This is a genomic window from Acinetobacter boissieri (assembly GCF_900096955.1).
Classification (GTDB): Bacteria; Pseudomonadota; Gammaproteobacteria; order Pseudomonadales; family Moraxellaceae; genus Acinetobacter; species Acinetobacter boissieri.
Genome location: NZ_FMYL01000002.1, coordinates 36,786 through 55,397 on the forward strand (window position 1 = coordinate 36,786; position 18,612 = coordinate 55,397).

Consider the following 18,612-nt stretch of genomic DNA (forward strand, 5'->3'; position numbering starts at 1 on the left):
ATGAACGAGAATGACTTTTATAAAGTATACAAAACGTGCGAGTTTTTATTGTATTTTGCTATGTATAACAACCCATTTTACCTATGCAAGTACATTCAAAACGTACACAGAAGAAAGTAATCAATTTCGCGGGGCAATGAATTTAGAAAATACAGAGACTTTCCCTGCTAAACTCAAAGAGAAAGAAACAGGCTAATTTCTCATACAGACATGAAAAAACATCTGAAAGAGTTGGTCAATACAATCTTCCAGCCATTCCTTACGTTTCTTTTTCACCTATGCCCATGTTTTTTCAATAGGATTTAAATCAGGGCCATAAGGCGGTAACCATAAAACTTGATGCTCATGTCGTTCCAATAACTCATGTGTGTCTGCTCGCTTATGAAAGGTCGCATTATCCATCACAATGATACTATGTTTGGGTAGTTCAGGAATAAGAAAATGCTCTACCCAGAAATGAATACATCTGAATTAATTTTGCAGTCAAATAGGCCTACTGCAAACAACTGATTTTCATACAATACACCAATCGTATTGGTTTGGTTCTTTAATTGCCAATTAAATGAGCCATAACATGGTGTTCCTTTTAGAGAGAAACTATGAGGTCGATAATCGTGTGATTTAAACCCACTTTCATCAAGATAAACAACAGGATGCTTTTGCTTTAGGGTGGCGTAAGGTCTTTTTTAACTGTGATTCCTAAACGTCTTAATGCATCATCGTCAATTTTAAAAGGTTTCCTGGGGCGGGTTTTTTTAATACCAATCCGTTTTTTCCAACTCAAAATTGTATTTTTATCAATTTCAAATTGTGCAGAGACCGCTCGTATGGAATATGCATCCTCGATCTTGGCTATAACTTTTCGTCTAAAATGTTCTGAATAACTCATTTTATATTGTCTTACATTTTTGATTGTTTGACTATATAAAGCTAAAAGGGGCATAGTTTTGGTGAAGCTGAACATGAAGGTTGCTTGACTGTATGATTTTATAAGAGAGATAGAGTAAATAAAAAATGCCAATAATTTTAATTAACTCATAAAATAAAATTGAAAAACTCAATACCTGAGAAACAAATAGGCTTAAACAAATAAACATGATACAACAGCCAATACCAATACCAATACCTAAAATATGAGGAATGGTTTTTTTAAAGCCAAAATTAATACCTGAAGATATTAACATAATATTATTTGGCCCCGGTGTGATAGACGTGACTAAGCAGTACAGTGCAAATGACGTCAGTAGGGTAATACTCATTATTTAAATATCCTATTTATTATTTTTCTTGAGCATATTGAAATTTGGGTTTTAAGATAAAATAGGCAACTAAACCAAAAACCACACCCCAAAAAGCAGATCCAAGGCCGAGTAAAGAAAGGCCTGATGCTGTTGTAATAAAAGTAATCAAGCTAGCCTCTTTATTGCTAATATCTGTAACTAATCCTTGTAGTCCATTTAGCATTGCCCCGATTAATGCTAGGCCAGCTAAAGTGGTCATAAACTCATATGGAAGAGAAATGAACAGTAAAGTAATCACTGAACTGAATAGGCCAAAAACAATATAGAATAGACCACTAAATATACCTGCAATATATCGCTTATCTGTGTTGTGATGGCACTCACTGCCTGTGCAAATGGCTGCTGTAATTGCAGCAAGGTTAACGCCATGCCCGCCAAATATAGATATTAACCCTGAAGTAATCGCAGATAATGTAATGATAGGACTAGACTTTACAGAGTAACCCGAAGACCGTAAAACAGCCATACCTGGCATAAATTGGCCTGTTAAGCTGACCAATAGTAACGGTATGCCTAAACTTACGAGTGAGTGAACATTAAAGGTTGGCGCAATAAAAATAGGTTGGGCGAGTGAAAAATGAAGGTTTGAAAAATGAGTCAGTCCTGAAAGTGCTGAATATACAAAACCTACAATAAGAGTCATAGCCAGTGCATAACGACTCATGATTTTTTTAGAGAACAAATAGATCAGTAGCATGAGTGCAACCAATAAAAAGTTACTCTGCATGGCTTTAAAGGTATTCATACCAAAATTAAATAAAATACCGACTAGTAGTGCTGAACATATACCCTTAGGAATCAGATTAATAAATTTATCAAATATCCCTGATAAACCAATAATAAGTGTTGCTGCAGCTACAAGCATGTATACGGCTACAGCTTCATGGATGTTTACTGTTGTAAATGCCGTGACCAATAAAGCGGCCCCCGGTGTTGACCACGCTGTAATAATGGGGGTTTTATATTTATAACTTAAAACAATCCCTAAAATACCACTACCTATTGAAATTGCCCAAACCCAAGACGATACAATGTCAGTAGGTAAGTGCGCAATTTTGGCAGCTTGAAATACAATGACCAGCGGCCCTGCGTAAGAAATGAGAACAGCAAAAAATCCTGCAACGAGTGCAGAAAAAGAAAAATCTCTTTTGAGTTGAGCGAAATTATGCATTTAGATTGATATTCCATAAACAGTTAAATCATGTTGTGATTGAACATCACACGACTCTATTTATGACAAAATATCTATGGTTAAAATAGCTACAGATATATACAATAATATATAACTGTTATGGTATATATTTAAAAACTGTTATGGATAAAAAAACAACAAAAATAGATGGTGTGATTAATTTTATATCTGAAAAAATAAATACATATGAAATCTTACCAGGTGCAAAGCTACCGTCATTAAGAGTATTATCAAAACAGTTAGGTGTATCTATATCTACAGTTCTTGAAGCATATGAGAGAATGCTTGCAGAGCATAAAATAGAGGTACGGCATGGTTCTGGCTATTTTGTTAAAAATACATCGTATATTGCGATTAAAAATACAACGACCTTTCAAAATATAGAAAGTGATCCATTTTGGGTTGCTCATCAGTCATTAATGGCTACAGAAGCCACTTTAAAGCCTTGCTGTGGTTGGTTGCCTACAGATTGGTTGCCCGAAGCACATATTAAAAAATCTCTTAGAGAATTGCTTACGGGGCCTTCAGGGGTTTTGCTGAGTTATAGCTCTGTATTGGGTTACACACCACTAAGAGAAATGATTGCAAAAAGAATAAGTGATCTCGGTGCATTGATGCATCATGACCAAGTATTACTCACAGACAGTGCAACCCAAGCATTAGATATGATTTGTCGCGCATGGCTCAAAGAGGGAGATACCGTTGTTGTTGATGATCCGTGTTATTTTAATTTTTTTAGTGTGATTAATTTACTCGGGATTCGTGTGATTAGTGTACCGTTTAACCTCATGGTCCAGATGTCAGTCAATTTTTATTGGCCATGAAGCACTCTCCTAAGCTATATATTACAAATTCGGGTATACATAATCCAACGGGGACATCAATTAACATTAGTACTGCGCATAAAATACTAAAAATTGCTGAAGAGCATAATGTTCTTATTGTTGAAGATGATGTGTACAGTGATTTTGAAAGGGTGCCCACACCAAAATATGCTTTTCTGTCTGATTTTGAGCATGTGATTCAAATCAGTAGTTTTTCTAAGTCGTTATCTGCATCATTTCGTTGTGGCTATATTGTTGCGAAGTCTGAATATATAGAAATACTGGCTAAAATTAAAATTGCGAGTAATTTTAATAGCAGTCAACTCAATGCAGTATTGGTTCATAACACATTAAAAGATGCTCAATATCGCCGTTATTTAGAATATATGCAACATCGGCTGAATGATGCAAGATACTATACCGTACATCAGTTGAAGGGCTTAGGGATTGAACCTTGGATTATTCCAAAATCAGGTATGTTTTTATGGTGTGAGCTCCCTCAGGGTATCTCTGCAAATGCATTAGCAAAAAGTTGCCGTGAAGATCATTTAATTTTAGTTGCAGGTACAGTCTTTAGTCGGGCCAAAAGTGCCGATCAATTTATACGTTTTAATGTCTCTCATTGTTTAGATCAGCATATTTTTGATGTGTTAAAAAAACATATGACACGCTTAAGAGAGCGTGTGGTTTAAATTAAAAAAAGCAGCTTCTTTTATTCGAAACTGCTTTTGTCCACGTTTATTTTTAGCAAAGTGAATGTTGCTTATGGCGAATGCTTACTTCGTTAAAATTAGACGGTTATTGCGAGTAAGACGTAAACGATATTCTTCACCAGCATGCATTATGCGAATTTCACGACCAAGGGCAAAAAGGTTATTTGAGTGTAGCATTGGTAAAGTTTGTGTGTTTTCAGGGTTGGTGCTACGTGTAAATAAGTTAAAAGGTGCGTTCATTGGGTTGCTTCTCCGTGGCGTTTGCTAACGGTATAAATGATAATCATTATCGAATAATGCTGTCAATGAAAAAATAGTCTTTTTATGAAAATTTTTGTATATGTAAAATAAACTAAATGTTATATGAGTGGGTAAGTATGTTTAAAACCGAAGTAAATGTGGCAATTGCTTTAATTATTTTTGAAAAATCAGTTTTAGTCGGTTGGCGAGGGGCTGAGCAACATCAAGGCAATAAAAATGAATTTCCAGGTGGAAAAGTAGAACATAATGAAATGCCTGAGAAAGCATGTCAGCGAGAGATTTTTGAAGAAGTAGGTATTGAGATTTTAGATTGGAGAAAAGTAGATTTCATTCAGCATGAGTATGATGATGTAATTGTTAATTTATATGTTTATCTGTCTGAGCTTACTCAGTTAAAGCATGAATGTATTAAAGCACCTTGGTTTTGGATTGATTGTCAGCAAATACAGACTTTAAATTTTCCTAAAGCAAATGACATTATATTAAAGCGTTTGAGCGAAGGCGATTATTTTCAATAAGCCATAAAAAAAACCTAAAGTTTAAAATAACTTTAGGTTTTTAAAAATCTTGGCTCTCCCACCTGGGCTCGAACCAGGGACCTGCGGATTAACAGTCCGTCGCTCTACCGACTGAGCTATGGGAGAATAAGTTTTGGCTCTCCAACCTGGGCTCGAACCAGGGACCTGCGGATTAACAGTCCGTCGCTCTACCGACTGAGCTATTGGAGAATCTGATGCGAATTCTATGGGTGATCCTTTAATTCGTCAAGGGAATATTGCTATTAATGTGATTGATTGTATTTTTTATGAGCAAAATCAATCTTCTAACAAGGTTTTTGTGCTTTAATCGCCTATTTTTAGAGTAATTTTTTAAAAAGAAAGAAAATCTTTAGAAGAAAAGTATTTTTTACTTCTCTTCTAAGTCAGATCGCTATACAGGGTTATTTTGCTCAAAGTAATGGTAGTGTAGGTTAAATTCTTCACACATGGCTTGGCCTAAGCGTTGTACGCCATAGCGCTCTGTTGCATGGTGGCCACATGAGTAGTAATGCACATCAAGCTCTTTTGCTTCATAAAATGTACGCTCACTGACTTCACCCGATAAATATGCATCGCAACCTTGTTCAGCAGCTTGAGAAATAAAATCTTGAGCGGCACCTGTACAAAATCCAATTTTTTGAACATGGGTTTTGTGTGCAGGTAGGTGTAAAATCTGTGGTTGAATCAACTGGGCCAGTTTTTGCTGAAAATGAGTCGCTGTTATGGGTTCTGGTAGAAAACCAATATTACCAATTGAATGTTTTTGATTTGGGTCTAATGCTATAATATCGCGTAAACCTAAAATATCTGCAATGGCTGCATTATTGCCTAGGCTTGGATGGGCATCTAAAGGTAAATGATAAGCCACTAAAGAAATTTGATGTTCGATCAGTTTTCTAATTCGGTTTCCACGCATACCTGTAATGGCATAGGGTTCGCCTTTCCAGAAATAACCATGATGGACTAAAAGTAATTTGGAACCATTTTTAATGCATGCATCTATTGCATCCATTGAGGCGGTAACCGCACAGGTGATTGAGGTGACCTCGTTAAGCCCTTCAATTTGTAACCCGTTCGGGGCATAATCCTTAAACTCGTTGCTCTTTAAGGTGTGGTCGCACCATTTAATCATGTCGTGAAGTTGGGCCATTGCTTCTATGTGCTCACAAGGTAGTGTTGGTTTAACAACATATTGATGATTACAATATGTTAGATTAGATAATGGGTCTCGTAAAATCCAGATTGAAAATAAACGATAAAATAATAGGTATCAATACCTTAAAATTGTTCAATGAGGACATTTTGTGAATAAAGCATTGAAATGGTTACCCTGGGTAATATTAGCTATTGTAATTTGTTTCTCTTGGGAGTGGCAGAAGTTACATACATCTAAGTTGATGAATCAATCTATTACGTCTTCTGAGCAAGCAATAACAGATGATAAAACTTCTTTGAAGCCAGATGAACCTACGGTAACTTCTTATCGTTCTGCAGTGAAAATAGCAGCACCTGCAGTAGTGAATATATTTACCACACAGAAAATTAAGAATCAAAATAGAGTGTTGTCAAATGAAAATGGAATACGAGAGTTTTTTGGTAATCAATTACCTAATTTAAAAAATAAAAATGAAAATAACCTCGGTTCAGGTGTTATTGTTCGAGCAGATGGTTATATTTTGACAAATAACCATGTAATTACACAGGCCGATCAAATTATTGTTGCATTAAAAGATGGTCGCCGTGCGGTAGCTCATGTTGTGGGTACAGATCCAGATACAGACTTAGCTGTGATAAAAATAGATTTAACAAATTTACCTGTGATGTCTTTTAAATTATACGGTAATGAAGTAGGGGATGTTGTCCTTGCGATTGGTAATCCCTTTGGTGTAGGACAAACAGTAACTCAAGGGATTATTTCGGCTTTAGGTCGTTCAGATCTAGGAATTAACACCTATGAAGATTTTATTCAGACAGATGCTGCAATTAACCCAGGAAACTCTGGTGGTGCTTTAGTGGATGTAAATGGGCAATTGATTGGTTTAAATACAGCGATATTTTCTCAGTCAGGGGGGTCGCTGGGTATTGGTTTTGCAATTCCTGCTAAAGTTTGTCAGCATGTGTTTGAATCTATTTTGAAAGAAGGCAAGGTTACACGAGGTTGGCTTGGTTTAAGTTTAGTACCCACACAATATAGTGATGATGTGACCCAAAGTCATGAAGGTGTAGAAGTGGCTAGTGTGTTGCCATCTGGTCCAAGCGCACAGGCAGGGATACGCTCAGGGGATTTTATTCTGCGTGTGAATGGTTTAGTAGTGTCTTCAGCATCACACTTGATAAATTATATCGCTTTGCAGTCACCGGGTAGTAGCGTTAAGCTCGAAATATTAAGAAATACTCAACCTTTAACGTTGATGGTTATTGTTGGAGAAAGACAAAAGAAACGTAGTCAATCTGAATACATTCCTTTGCCAAGTAGATAAAAAAACAGCCTCATATTGAGGCTGTTTTTTTATCTAGGATTAACTTTCAACTTGAATACCGGCAACTAACCAGTCTTGTTGCGTATTGGTTGGTTTAACAAAGTGCCAAACCTCTGTGAACGGTTGAGCTTGACTATTTAAATCTTCTGAAACCAAGCCAGTAAAACGAACACTTGCAACATACTGACCATTTTCAGTTGCTGTATCTGCAATTTCAGCATTTAAGTTTTGAAATTCAGCAACGTCTTGGTCACGGTTTGCCATAATGTCTTGGTACATTGAGTTATATAAATCGCTGGTTAAATAGCGACGAATTTCTTCAATATTGCTTGCTGTATTCATAGATTGAATATGGTTAAAGCGTTGGCGTGCAATACGTAAAAACGCTGCTTGCTCTGTACCATCTGGTAACGTACTACTATTGTTTGTCGCAAAAGGTGCCGAGTTACTATTACTTGGGTTACCACCTACACTTTGCCCATAAATATTGCTATTTGAGTTCTGTGTATTGTTTTGTCCAAACGGTGCTGTTGTTGTACCACCATTATTCGGCGCATACGGGTTACTACTCTCTGACTTTTTTTTTGCACTCATTTTACGAAAAATAAAGAATGCAGCACCCGCAATTAAAATCAGCCAAATCCAAGAAGGAATGCCAGATTTTTTCTCTTCAGGCTGTTTAACTTCAGCAGGCTGGGAGGCACTTGCTGTTGCTTGGTTGTTCGAGTTTGTGTGAGATGTTTTATCGTCTGCTAAAGCATTCGCAGCAATCGCACCGACTGCAGCACCTGCAACACCTGCTGCAACCATTCTACCTGTGTTTGAACCTGTTTTTTGCTGTTGTGTTGCAGCAACAGGTGCTTGAGGAGGAATAGATTGTTGTTGAGGTTGCTGTCTCGATTGGCTTGGGGCCATTGAGCGCTGCATACCTTGGCTTTTGCCATTACCAGCACGTTTTGCTTCTACTAACGGTGAAACCACCAAAGTTGCCATTAAAATAGCAGCAACTAAGCCACGTTGGCGTAATTTCATTAATTTTTCCTATGAAAATTAAACAAAGTTAAGACTACATTTATGCAGTTAATATTCAAAAATTCAATAGCAAAGGCTAAAAAATAACAAAATGTAGCGTTATGATGCAAATATGAGGCATATTTATTGCTCTAGCTGTAATGCTTCAGATAACGCTTCATGTAAACGAGCGACTGCAATGACTTTAATCCCTTTAATGGCCTGTTGCGGTGCATTGGCTCTTGGTAAAATAATATATTCAAAACCATGTTTTATTGCTTCTTTTAATCGCTCTTGGCCATTTGGTACAGGTCTAATTTCACCAGATAATCCGACTTCACCAAATACAGCGAGTTGTTGTGGAAAAGCTTTACCTCGTAAACTAGAAGCGCAGGCGAGTAGTACAGCTAAGTCAGACCCTGTTTCAGTAATCTTTAAGCCACCTACAATATTGACATAGACATCTTGCCCTGTTGTTTGAATACCGCCATGACGATGCATTACTGCCAATAACATGTTTAGTCTGTTTTGATCTAATCCAAGTGATACTCTTCGAGCTTGTCCATGTGCATCATCGACCAGTGCTTGTACTTCCACCAATAGGGGGCGAGTTCCTTCACGGCTCACCATCACGACAGATCCTGCAATGGGTTCATCATAACGACTTAAAAAAATCGCAGAGGGGTTAGACACCTCTTTTAAGCCTCGATCTGTCATGCCAAATACACCTAATTCATTGACTGCGCCAAAGCGGTTTTTGACAGCACGAATCATACGGTACCTGGAATCAGATTGACCTTCAAAGTACAAAACGCAGTCAACCATGTGTTCAAGCACCCGAGGGCCTGCTAAAGCCCCTTCTTTGGTGACATGACCTACAATAAATAAGGCTGTACCACTGTGTTTTGCAAAACGAGTCAGTAAAGCAGCAGATTCTCGTATTTGAGAAACACCGCCAGGGGCAGATTGAATGGTTTCGGTATACAGTGTTTGAATTGAATCTAAGATGGCTACTGCAGGGCGCTCTTGTGCTAAAGCTTCACAAATCCGCTCCACACAAGTTTCTGCCATCACTTTAAGCTGTGAAGCATCTAATTCCAAGCGCTGCGCACGTAAAGCCACTTGGGATAAAGACTCTTCCCCTGTGATATAAAGTGCTGCACGTTGAGCTGTTGCCATATAAGTTGCAGTTTGTAGCAAAATAGTGGATTTACCAATACCTGGATCACCACCAATTAACACCACTGAACCTGTCACAAGCCCACCACCTAAAACACGATCAAACTCACTAATGCCTGTACCTAGTCTAGACTCGTGAGAAACAGAGACTTGGTTTAATGTTGTAATCTGTGATATTTGGCCCGCATAACCACTTACTTTGGGTTTGGCTCGATGTGTTGTGGTATTGTCTAAGCGTACTTCAAACAGTGAGTTCCATTCACCACAGTCTGTACATTGTCCTGCCCATTTAGAATGGTCTGTACCGCATTGTTCACAGCGGTATACGGTTTTTACTTTACTCATAACGTACATGTATTTTTTGATAGATCATATTATCTCATGCTTTTTATTGAACGAATATAAAAATAACAGTCAGCTTGTCTGTTAAATTGGAATACTTTTTGCTTATAATAAAAATGTATAAATATATTGTGGGAAGACACTGAATGACTGTACAACATGAGCATTCTTCAGATTTGCAACGTAATTTAACAAACCGTCACTTACAGTTGATCGCTATTGGTGGTGCAATTGGTACGGGTTTGTTTATGGGGTCGGGGAAAACAATTTCGTTGGCAGGTCCATCGATTTTATTTATTTACATGATCATCGGTACCATGATTTTCTTTCTCATGCGTGCGTTAGGTGAATTATTACTTTCTAATTTAAACTACAAATCTTTTGTAGATATGGCATACGACTTACTTGGTCCAGGTGTTGGCTTTTACGTGGGTTGGACGTATTGGATTGGTTGGGTTTTAGTGGGTATGGCGGATTTAACCGCTGTCGTGAGTTATTTAACGTTTTGGTTACCACCGGGCGCAACATTTTCACCTGTTGATCAAGCCATGATTAGTGCAGGTTGTGTACTTTTCTTATTTGTACTTAATCTACTCACAGTTAAGCTGTTTGGTGAAGTTGAATTTTGGTTTGCAATTATTAAAATTGTAGCCATTATTGCTTTAGTTTTAATTGGTATTTATATGGTTGCGACCAGTTTCCAATCACCAAACGGTACAGTGGCATCGGTTAGTAACATTTGGAATCATGGTGGTATGTTCCCACATGGTATGAGCGGTTTCTTAGCAGGCTTCCAAATTGCAATTTTTGCCTTTATGGGTGTGGAGCTTGTAGGTACTACAGCAGCCGAGACTAAAGATCCAGAGAAGAACTTACCAAAAGCGATTAACTCTATTCCAATTCGTGTTATTTTATTTTACGTATTGTCATTAGTTGTAGTTATGTCTGTGACACCATGGACAGAAGTAAAAGCAGACCGTAGTCCATTTGTTGAATTATTCTTAATGGCTGGTATTCCAACCGCTGCAATTATTATGAACTTGGTTGTATTGTCTTCTGTAATGTCATCAATGAACAGTGGTGTATTTTCTACAAGCCGTATGATGTTTGGTCTTGCAAAAGATGGTCAAGCACCTAAAGTTTTGAGTTTCTTAACCCGAAATGGTGTACCTGCAAATGGCTTGATATTCTCTTGCGCATGTATTATGGGCGGTTCATTATTACAATACTTCGTACCAAATACCATTGAAGCCTTCACGCTTGCGGGTACATTGTGTACAATTTTGTTCTTGTCTGTTTGGATTATTATTTTGGTATGCTACATTCGCTATCGTAAATTACGTCCAGAATTGCATGCAAAATCAAAATTCAAAATGCCTGGCGGTATCGCAATGTGTTATGCAGTGATTATATTCTTCTTGTTTACCATTGGTATTTTAAGCTTAGAAGATGACACTCGCAAATCATTGATGGTTAGCCCAATTTGGTTGATTGTATTGGCAATAGGTTATTATGGTTTTTATAAGCCAAAACTTAAAGGTCAGTCAGATAATAAACAGTTTTAAATCAAAAAAATTATATAAAATATTTTAATTTATTTATATGATTATGCACTGTGATGGTTCTTTACTTTATTGATATGAATCATTATGGTGCTTTTTCTATATTTGATAGTATGTTTTTGGTGCTGAATTTGGTTTGCACTGTCTAATGATCAACCATTTGCTGAATATGGATTCATCACTTTGTTGTAAATCTCTTGCTCTATTTTAGTACAACATCTTTCATTATTTCATTTCAAAGCCACTTGCATCACGCTATACTTCATGTGAACTCACATATTAAGCAGGGCGGGACATGCATAAAGTAAAATACATAATTGGGTTGATTTTACTGAGTGGTTTATCTGGTTGCGGACAGTCTGGTGCATTGCAATTGACGAATGATCCTGACTTAGATACTCGACCTAAATATTTACTTTGGCATCCAGCAGATCACGCAACGAACAATCAAAAAGATTCAACCGTATCTTCAAAAAACTAAACAGATTTATATACAAAAATTTTTGTATTCTAAGCAAGGATTATTTATGAGCTTTACCCGTATAGATGGGATTTTACATGCAGAGCAGTGCAATTTAGAGCAACTGGCACAGCAGTTTGGTACACCTTTGTATGTATATTCTAAAGCCACATTTGAAAAACACTATCTTGATTTAGATCAAGCATTTTCCTATATACCACATCAAGTGTGCTATGCAGTAAAGTCTAATTCAAATTTAGCAGTACTTCGTGTGTTATCTAAAATAGGGGCAGGCTTTGATATTGTAACGGGGGGTGAGCTTGCACGTGTGTTAGCCGCAGGTGGTGATGCACAAAAAATTGTGTTTTCAGGCTTGGGTAAGTCGGAAGAAGATATTGAAAAAGCATTAAAAGTAGGTATTGCATGTTTTAATGTTGAGTCATATGCAGAGCTTGATCGCATTGAAAAAGTAGCTGCGAAGTTAAATGTAAAAGCACCTATTTCATTGCGTGTTAACCCAGATGTAGATGCAAATACACACCCTTATATTTCAACAGGGCTAAAAGAAAATAAATTTGGTATTCAAAGTGATGCAGTTTTAGAGACATATCTTTATGCACACAGTTTAAAACATTTAAAAATTATTGGTATAGATTGTCATATTGGTTCACAACTGACTGAAACACAGCCATTTGAAGATGCTTTAGCACGTTTAGAACTCATGATTTGTGAGTTAAAAGAAGCTGGCATTGAGTTAGAACATATAGATATTGGTGGTGGCTTAGGGGTAGTGTACAAAGATGAAACCCCACCGAGTGTCACGCAGTTTGCACAAGCATTGCGTCCAGCACTTGAGCGACTCGGATTAAAAGTCTATATGGAGCCGGGTCGTAGTATTAGTGCAAATGCAGGTATTTTACTCACTAAAGTAGATTTACTCAAACCAACCAGTCATCGTAATTTCGCAATTGTAGATGCCGCAATGAATGATTTGATTCGTCCGTCTTTATACCAAGCATGGATGGATATTCAACCAGTGACAGCACGTATTGAAGGTGAAACAAAAACTTGGGATATTGTTGGTGCAATTTGTGAAACAGGGGATTTTCTTGCCAAAGATCGTGAGTTGAACTTACAAGACAATGACACGCTCGCTGTTTTAGGTGCAGGCGCATACGGTTTTGTAATGAGTTCAAATTACAATACACGTGCACGTGCTGCTGAAGTGATGGTTGATGGCTCACAGGCGCATTTAATTCGTGAGCGTGAAACCATTGAATCATTGTGGGAAAAAGAGCACTTTTTACCTGAGGAATAATCATGTTACTTGAATTTAGTAAAATGCATGGCTTGGGTAACGACTTTATGGTGGTTGATCTGATTAGCCAGCAAGCCCATTTTGATCCATTGACAATTCAACGGTTGGCTGACCGTCATTTTGGTATCGGTTTTGATCAGTTACTGATTGTTGAACCACCTGACTTACCGAATGTTGACTTCAAATACCGTATTTTTAATGCAGATGGTTCTGAAGTTGAGCAGTGCGGTAATGGTGTACGTTGTTTTGCTCGTTTTGTGCATGACCGTAAATTGACACGTAAAACCAAAATTAAAGTACAAACCAAATCAGGTGTGGTTGAACCTGAATTGGGAGTTAATGGTTGGGTACGTGTAAATATGGGACAGCCTAAGTTTTCACCTCACGAGATTCCATTCACAGCAGAGTTAAGTGATAGTCTTTATGATTTAGAGTTAGCGGATCAGTTAATTGTTAAAATTGATGTTGTGAACATGGGTAATCCACATGCTGTGACACTTGTTCCAGATATATTACAGGTAGATGTGGCACGTTTAGGCCCACAAATTGAAAAGCATGCTCGTTTCCCGAACCGAGTTAATGCTGGTTTTTTACAAATTTTAAATGAAAAACAAGCGCGCTTGCGTGTATTTGAACGTGGTGTAGGTGAAACATTGGCATGTGGTACAGGAGCATGTGCTGCTGCTGTAAGTGCAATGCGCCGTGGTTTGCTTTCCGAAGAAGTTGAAATTGAGCTTGCAGGTGGGCGCTTACACATTGCATGGCAAGAGGGTGGCGTTGTTTATATGACTGGTCCGACAGCAACAGTCTATGAAGGGCGTTTAGACTTAAGTTATTTTCAGTACTAAAGCCAATACCGAGCTCATTGACTAAATGGTGAGCTTGGTGAACTTTGAGTAATAGTCATCTATGGATACATGGTATTGGTTAGACAGTTGGTTGAATGTCAGAGAAAGACAAAACCAATCTGAACATACTTTGTCAGCATATCGGCGAGATTTAACCGATTTTATTCAGTTTTGTGACAAAAAAAAATTAGCATTACCAGAGATTGAAGCATCAGATTTACGAGAATATTTGACCTTCCGAGTTGAGCATGGCCAGTTAAGTTCAAGTAGTTTACAACGTCAACTCAGTGCTATTCGGCAATTTATGAAATGGGTGACTGAAAATCATTTAATTGTCCAAAACTTTTCTGCTGATTTTCAACTCAAACGCCATGCTCGTGCATTACCTGGCTTAGTAGATATAGAAACAATTATACAAATTTTAGATCAGCCTATGCCTGAAAGTGTGATAGATCAACAACTTTGGATCAGAGATAAAGCGATTTTAGAGTTACTGTATACTAGCGGTATCCGTTTATCTGAAATACAAAGTTTATGCTTTAATAGCATAGACTTAAATAGACGATTACTTCGTGTAATAGGTAAAGGAAGTAAAGAACGCATTGTTCCTTTTGGTGAAAAATCTAAGCAAGCATTACTCAAATGGCTTGAGGTTTATCGTTTATGGAAAGGTAAATTTCAGGCGGCAGATGCGGTTTTTGTGTCTCAAAAAGGCAATGCTTTAAGCAACCGACAAATTGAAAATCGCGTTAAATTTCAAGCGCAAAGAGCAGGGGTAAATATTAATTTACACCCCCATTTATTAAGGCACTGCTTTGCCAGTCATATGCTTTCTGCAAGTGGTGATTTACGTGCTGTACAAGAAATGTTGGGACACAGTAATTTATCTACTACTCAAATTTATACGCATTTAGATTTTGAGCGCCTTGCTGCGGTGTACGATAAAAGCCATCCAAGAGCGCAAAAGCATTAGTTTGTATGTTGTTTAATATGTGCTGACATTTCTGGTGCAGTTGTTTGTAATGCTTGAGCCACACGTATTTTGTCTATATTTGGTCGATCTTGGCTGGTTTTAAACTGACCTACAATGCTGTCAATCTCAATATAAATCACTGCAATTTCTTTGAGTAAATTTTGAATATATTCTGCAGGTGCATCTTTCATTTTCCAAGGAATGGCTTGACTGGCTTCGTGTTGTTTTGTTAGTCGTCCAAGGAGGGCAAGTAAAGATTTTTCATCATCTATGCAGTGTATCCGCCCTCTAACATGTACCACCATGTAATTCCAAGTAGGCACAGCACGGTGATGATCGGCCTTAGTTGGATACCAGTTTGGGCTAATATATTGTTGATCTCCCTGAAAGCTCAATAGTACAGATTGGTCTTGTTTAATTTGCTCGTATAATGGGTTGGCTTTGGCAATATGTGCACTCAGCGTACCGTACATTCCTTGATTAATATCTAAAATAAAGGGTAAGTGGCCTGCTTCAATACGCTCATGTGTTTGGTTGTAACTCATGAGCGTTGCAAAATTATGTGTGTTAAGGAACTGATGTAATGTGTTTAAATCATTTTCTTGGTATTGTGGTGGTTGAAACATGGCGAAGTATCTTTAATTTGGCTATGTTCAATCATAACTAAAAAAGTCATTCATTCAACCCGTGTTGCGACAATAAATCTGTTAAATGCAATTTAATATTTGGCCATTCACTTGCGCTGATACTGTACATGACAGTATCTCGAATAGTGTTATCTTTTCTGAGCGCATTCCCACGAATAATCCCATCTTTTTTAGCGCCTAAACGTTCAATGGCACGTTGACTTTTAAAGTTAAATATATCTGTACGTAAGGCAACAATATTACAATTTAATACTTCAAATGCATGTTCTAAAAGCAATAATTTACATGTGGTATTTACATGCGTACGTTGCATACGCTGAGCGTACCACGTATAGCCAATTTCAATACGTTTTACATCTGATAAAATATCATGATAACTGGTTGTGCCAATCACATGCCCTGTCGCTTGCTCAATTACAGCAAAAGCAAAGCGTTGGCCGAGTAATTTTTGGTTGCACGCCGTATCAATGTATTGCTTAACTTCATCTACCTTAGGGGTTGATGTAACTCTAATTTTCCAAAGTTCGCCATCTTTGCAAGCGGTGCTGAGCCCATATAAATGTTCGTGTGTGAGTGGTTCAAGTAAAATGCCATGTTTTGATAATTGAACAGGTTGTATAAAAGACATCTTTTTCTCTATTTTATAATGGTAGTTGATAGCTTTGTTTAATAATTTGACTAGGTAAGTCAGTCTTCACGCTAGTAATACCATTTTTCTTAGTCAAATGGCTAGACTGAAATTTACGATAGCTTTCTAAATCTGCAACAATAACTTTTAGCATTGCATCACATTCGCCCAAAATAATATAGCAGTCCATGACTTGAGGTAGTTCTTTCATGGCTTCTATAAAGATATTAATCGTTTCTGCATCTTGCCCAATTAACCAAATTCTTGAAAATAAAATAAGCTGTAAACCCACTTTGTGTGGATTAACTAAAGTCGTGTAACTTTCAATGACTCCCGCATCTTCGAGTATTTTGACACGTCTTAAACAAGAGGAGGGTGATAGTCCAATTTCTTTGGCTAAATCGTTGTTTTGAATTCGGCCATTTTTTTGTAAGTTTCGAATAATACTTTTGTCTATTCTATCGAGCTTTATTCGAATATCTGATGAATTAAGTTTCATTTATTCACATTAAATTCTAAAAATAAATAATATTATAAAATATTTGACAGCCTATTTTATTGCTAAATTTAGATAATACAAAAATAATATAAACCTGAACTGAGAGCTTTCCAAGTGTCTGATTTAACGCTATTTGCATTGACTATTATTCCACTAGTTTTTACACCTGGCCCAGATATGTTATTTATCTTGTCACAAGTCATGGGAAAAGATGCAAAAGCAGGTATTATGGCAACATCTGGCGTATGTTTAGGGTATACGGTTCATTCTATCTTGGTGGCTTTAGGTATTTCAGCAATTATTGTGGCATATCCAATTTTGTTTGAGACCATTCGTTATGTGGGCGTAATATATTTGTTGTTTTTAGCTTTCACTTTATTTCGTACAGCATTTACTAAAGGTAGCGATTTAAGTTTTAATAAAAAAGTGGCAAAAAATCCAATCAAAAAAGGGTTTTTTACAGCTCTTTTAAACCCTAAGGGTATGCTTATTTATTTTGCAATTTTACCGCAATTTATAAATAAACAAGGCAATACAATTTTGCAAGGGTTAATGTTATCCTTTATTTTTATTGGTTTATGTTTGATCGTATATAGTGTATTAAGTGTAATATTTGCGCGGTTTGTGCGAGGTCGCAATATTCAGACCAAACAACAAAAGTGGATAGATATGGGGTCAGGCAGTTTAATTATGTTGGCTGCAACATGGATGCTTTCAAATTCTTAAGCCGTTCAAATAAAATATGGTCACCAAATGGTTAAAATATGAAAATTTAGCATATCAGTAGACTGAATATTTTTTATGTTGTATATCAGTAAATGTTATATGTAATCTTTCGCCTTTTTTATTTATAAGTTGCTGTTTTTTATTTGTTTAAAATTATTCTTGTATGAGTGTTTTTTGAGTAAATGTACTTATATTTTAAATAGAATAGAGGTTTTAATAAAAAAAAACTGATCTATAAAGAATTGTTGCTTGACCAGATTGGGCACATCAATGCAAGATAAGCACCGAAAACAAACTTGAAAAGCATTTTGCTTTTCCTTCTATAGTATTTAAACATATAGCCGAGGATGACATGAAGGCTCTGGTTGCAGTCAAACGTGTAGTAGATGCTAATGTGAAGGTTCGCATTAAGCAAGACAATAGTGGCGTTGATTTGACTAATGTAAAAATGTCAATTAACCCATTTTGTGAAATTGCTGTAGAAGAAGCAGTACGTTTAAAGGAAAAGGGCATTGTTTCTGAAATCGTGATTGTTTCTGTAGGTGCAAAAGAGTCTCAAGAGCAGCTTCGTTCGTCTATGGCATTGGGTGGTGATCGTTCAATTCTAGTTGAAACGAATGATGATATTGGTGCACTTGAAGTTGCAAAGGTACTAAAAGCGATTGTTCTCGAAGAAAAACCCGAGATTATTCTATTGGGCAAGCAAGCCATTGATGATGACTCAAATCAAGTGGGTCAAATGTTGAGTGCTTTACTGGGCTCGGGACAAGCAACTTTTGCCTCTGAAATTAAAGTTGAATCAGATCAAGTACAAGTAATACGTGAAATAGATGGTGGCTTACAAACAGTTGCACTTACATTTCCTGCGGTGATTACAGCAGATCTACGCTTAAATGAACCCCGTTATGTCAAATTACCTGACATTATGAAAGCACGTAAAAAGCCTTTAGTTGTGAAAACTTTAGCAGATTATGGTGTAAACACAGGTACAAAGCTAAAAACAGTACGTGTAGATAATCCTGCTGAGCGTAAAGCGGGTGTACGAGTGACTTCAGTCGATGAGCTTGTAGATAAGCTTAGACATGAAGCTAAAGTGATCTGATACGAAA

General features: G+C 37.0%; 21 protein-coding genes, 2 tRNA genes and 2 pseudogenes. 11 read left to right on the forward strand and 14 right to left on the reverse strand.

Annotation, left to right across the window (positions count from 1 at the left end):
- Positions 1–276: 276 nt before the first annotated feature.
- The 5 genes and pseudogenes from BLS38_RS12815 to BLS38_RS02310 form a co-directional block, all read right to left on the reverse strand.
- Positions 277–462 carry a transposase gene (locus tag BLS38_RS12815; RefSeq protein WP_143230097.1) on the reverse strand — a complete coding sequence of 62 codons (186 nt, stop codon included), beginning with the start codon at positions 460–462 and terminating at the stop codon, positions 277–279.
- A pseudogene (locus BLS38_RS13330) lies at positions 447–641 on the reverse strand (IS630 family transposase); the annotation flags it as partial. The gene BLS38_RS12815 and the pseudogene BLS38_RS13330, both read right to left, overlap by 16 nt.
- Positions 642–706: 65 nt before the next feature.
- A pseudogene (locus BLS38_RS02300) lies at positions 707–889 on the reverse strand (IS630 transposase-related protein); the annotation flags it as partial.
- Positions 890–920: 31 nt separating this feature from the next.
- A complete protein-coding gene (locus BLS38_RS02305; RefSeq protein ID WP_092746732.1) occupies positions 921–1,259 on the reverse strand; it encodes a LysE family translocator in 339 nt (112 codons plus the stop codon).
- Positions 1,260–1,278: 19 nt separating this feature from the next.
- Complete coding sequence (locus tag BLS38_RS02310; RefSeq protein WP_092746733.1) at positions 1,279–2,472, reverse strand: benzoate/H(+) symporter BenE family transporter; 1,194 nt, start codon at positions 2,470–2,472, stop codon at positions 1,279–1,281.
- 143 nt (positions 2,473–2,615) lie between these two features.
- On the opposite strand from BLS38_RS02310, the gene BLS38_RS13265 reads away from it, so the two are divergent.
- Complete coding sequence (locus BLS38_RS13265) at positions 2,616–3,317, forward strand: aminotransferase class I/II-fold pyridoxal phosphate-dependent enzyme (RefSeq protein WP_092746734.1); 702 nt, start codon at positions 2,616–2,618, stop codon at positions 3,315–3,317.
- Positions 3,314–4,009, forward strand: a complete 696-nt coding sequence (locus BLS38_RS13270; protein ID WP_092746735.1) for an aminotransferase class I/II-fold pyridoxal phosphate-dependent enzyme — start codon at positions 3,314–3,316, stop codon at positions 4,007–4,009. Before BLS38_RS13265 ends, BLS38_RS13270 begins: the two co-directional genes overlap by 4 nt.
- 84 nt (positions 4,010–4,093) lie before the next feature.
- Here the strand turns inward: BLS38_RS13270 and hemP are convergent, their stop codons facing one another.
- Positions 4,094–4,270, reverse strand: a complete 177-nt coding sequence (gene hemP / locus BLS38_RS02325) for a hemin uptake protein HemP (RefSeq protein WP_092746736.1) — start codon at positions 4,268–4,270, stop codon at positions 4,094–4,096.
- A 137-nt stretch (positions 4,271–4,407) separates the two neighbouring features.
- Between hemP and BLS38_RS02330 the strand changes: the two genes are divergently transcribed.
- On the forward strand, positions 4,408–4,809 hold the full coding sequence (locus tag BLS38_RS02330) for an NUDIX domain-containing protein (RefSeq protein ID WP_171258515.1): 402 nt from the start codon (positions 4,408–4,410) through the stop codon (positions 4,807–4,809).
- Positions 4,810–4,859: 50 nt separating this feature from the next.
- Here the strand turns inward: BLS38_RS02330 and BLS38_RS02335 are convergent.
- From BLS38_RS02335 to BLS38_RS02345, 3 genes are all read right to left on the reverse strand, one after another.
- Positions 4,860–4,935: transfer RNA gene (locus tag BLS38_RS02335), tRNA-Asn, on the reverse strand.
- A gap of 8 nt (positions 4,936–4,943) precedes the next feature.
- Positions 4,944–5,019: transfer RNA gene (locus BLS38_RS02340), tRNA-Asn, on the reverse strand.
- 202 nt (positions 5,020–5,221) lie between these two features.
- Positions 5,222–5,980, reverse strand: a complete 759-nt coding sequence (locus BLS38_RS02345) for a Nif3-like dinuclear metal center hexameric protein (RefSeq protein ID WP_092746738.1) — start codon at positions 5,978–5,980, stop codon at positions 5,222–5,224.
- A gap of 154 nt (positions 5,981–6,134) precedes the next feature.
- Here BLS38_RS02345 and BLS38_RS02350 point away from each other — a divergent pair, with 154 nt between their 5' ends.
- The gene (locus tag BLS38_RS02350) at positions 6,135–7,310 is read left to right on the forward strand and encodes a trypsin-like peptidase domain-containing protein (protein ID WP_244518139.1); all 1,176 of its coding nucleotides are present in this window, start codon (positions 6,135–6,137) and stop codon (positions 7,308–7,310) included.
- 39 nt (positions 7,311–7,349) lie between these two features.
- Here BLS38_RS02350 and BLS38_RS02355 read toward each other — a convergent pair whose 3' ends face one another.
- Positions 7,350–8,342, reverse strand: coding sequence for a Tim44 domain-containing protein (locus BLS38_RS02355; protein WP_092746739.1), 993 nt, complete (start codon positions 8,340–8,342; stop codon positions 7,350–7,352).
- 123 nt (positions 8,343–8,465) lie between these two features.
- Positions 8,466–9,845 carry a DNA repair protein RadA gene (gene radA / locus BLS38_RS02360; protein ID WP_092746740.1) on the reverse strand — a complete coding sequence of 460 codons (1,380 nt, stop codon included), beginning with the start codon at positions 9,843–9,845 and terminating at the stop codon, positions 8,466–8,468.
- Positions 9,846–9,988: 143 nt separating this feature from the next.
- On the opposite strand from radA, the gene BLS38_RS02365 reads away from it, so the two are divergent.
- From BLS38_RS02365 to BLS38_RS02385, 5 genes are all read left to right on the forward strand, one after another.
- Complete coding sequence (locus BLS38_RS02365) at positions 9,989–11,407, forward strand: amino acid permease (RefSeq protein WP_092746741.1); 1,419 nt, start codon at positions 9,989–9,991, stop codon at positions 11,405–11,407.
- A gap of 292 nt (positions 11,408–11,699) precedes the next feature.
- On the forward strand, positions 11,700–11,885 hold the full coding sequence (locus tag BLS38_RS02370; RefSeq protein WP_092746742.1) for a lipoprotein: 186 nt from the start codon (positions 11,700–11,702) through the stop codon (positions 11,883–11,885).
- Positions 11,886–11,931: 46 nt separating this feature from the next.
- Positions 11,932–13,182 carry a diaminopimelate decarboxylase gene (lysA, locus tag BLS38_RS02375; protein WP_092746743.1) on the forward strand — a complete coding sequence of 417 codons (1,251 nt, stop codon included), beginning with the start codon at positions 11,932–11,934 and terminating at the stop codon, positions 13,180–13,182.
- Positions 13,183–13,184: 2 nt separating this feature from the next.
- Positions 13,185–14,030, forward strand: coding sequence for a diaminopimelate epimerase (gene dapF, locus BLS38_RS02380; RefSeq protein WP_092746744.1), 846 nt, complete (start codon positions 13,185–13,187; stop codon positions 14,028–14,030).
- Between the two features lie 61 nt (positions 14,031–14,091).
- On the forward strand, positions 14,092–15,003 hold the full coding sequence (locus BLS38_RS02385) for a tyrosine recombinase XerC (RefSeq protein WP_092746745.1): 912 nt from the start codon (positions 14,092–14,094) through the stop codon (positions 15,001–15,003).
- Here the strand turns inward: BLS38_RS02385 and BLS38_RS02390 are convergent.
- Genes BLS38_RS02390 through BLS38_RS02400 form a run of 3 tightly spaced genes read right to left on the reverse strand, consistent with a single transcriptional unit; the run spans position 15,000 to position 16,777 of the window.
- Positions 15,000–15,629: an FMN-binding negative transcriptional regulator gene (locus tag BLS38_RS02390; protein WP_092746746.1), complete on the reverse strand. Its 630-nt coding sequence runs from the start codon at positions 15,627–15,629 to the stop codon at positions 15,000–15,002. The two genes, BLS38_RS02385 and BLS38_RS02390, sit on opposite strands and share 4 nt — an antisense overlap.
- Before the next feature lie 46 nt (positions 15,630–15,675).
- Positions 15,676–16,278 carry a GNAT family N-acetyltransferase gene (locus BLS38_RS02395; RefSeq protein ID WP_092746747.1) on the reverse strand — a complete coding sequence of 201 codons (603 nt, stop codon included), beginning with the start codon at positions 16,276–16,278 and terminating at the stop codon, positions 15,676–15,678.
- Positions 16,279–16,291: 13 nt separating this feature from the next.
- Complete coding sequence (locus BLS38_RS02400; RefSeq protein WP_092746748.1) at positions 16,292–16,777, reverse strand: Lrp/AsnC family transcriptional regulator; 486 nt, start codon at positions 16,775–16,777, stop codon at positions 16,292–16,294.
- 114 nt (positions 16,778–16,891) lie between these two features.
- On the opposite strand from BLS38_RS02400, the gene BLS38_RS02405 reads away from it, so the two are divergent.
- Both BLS38_RS02405 and BLS38_RS02410 read left to right on the forward strand, forming a co-directional pair.
- Entirely contained in the window at positions 16,892–17,503 is a 612-nt protein-coding gene (locus tag BLS38_RS02405) for a LysE family translocator (RefSeq protein WP_092746749.1), read from the forward strand.
- A 352-nt stretch (positions 17,504–17,855) separates the two neighbouring features.
- Positions 17,856–18,605, forward strand: coding sequence for an electron transfer flavoprotein subunit beta/FixA family protein (locus tag BLS38_RS02410; RefSeq protein WP_092746750.1), 750 nt, complete (start codon positions 17,856–17,858; stop codon positions 18,603–18,605).
- Positions 18,606–18,612 lie beyond the last annotated feature (7 nt).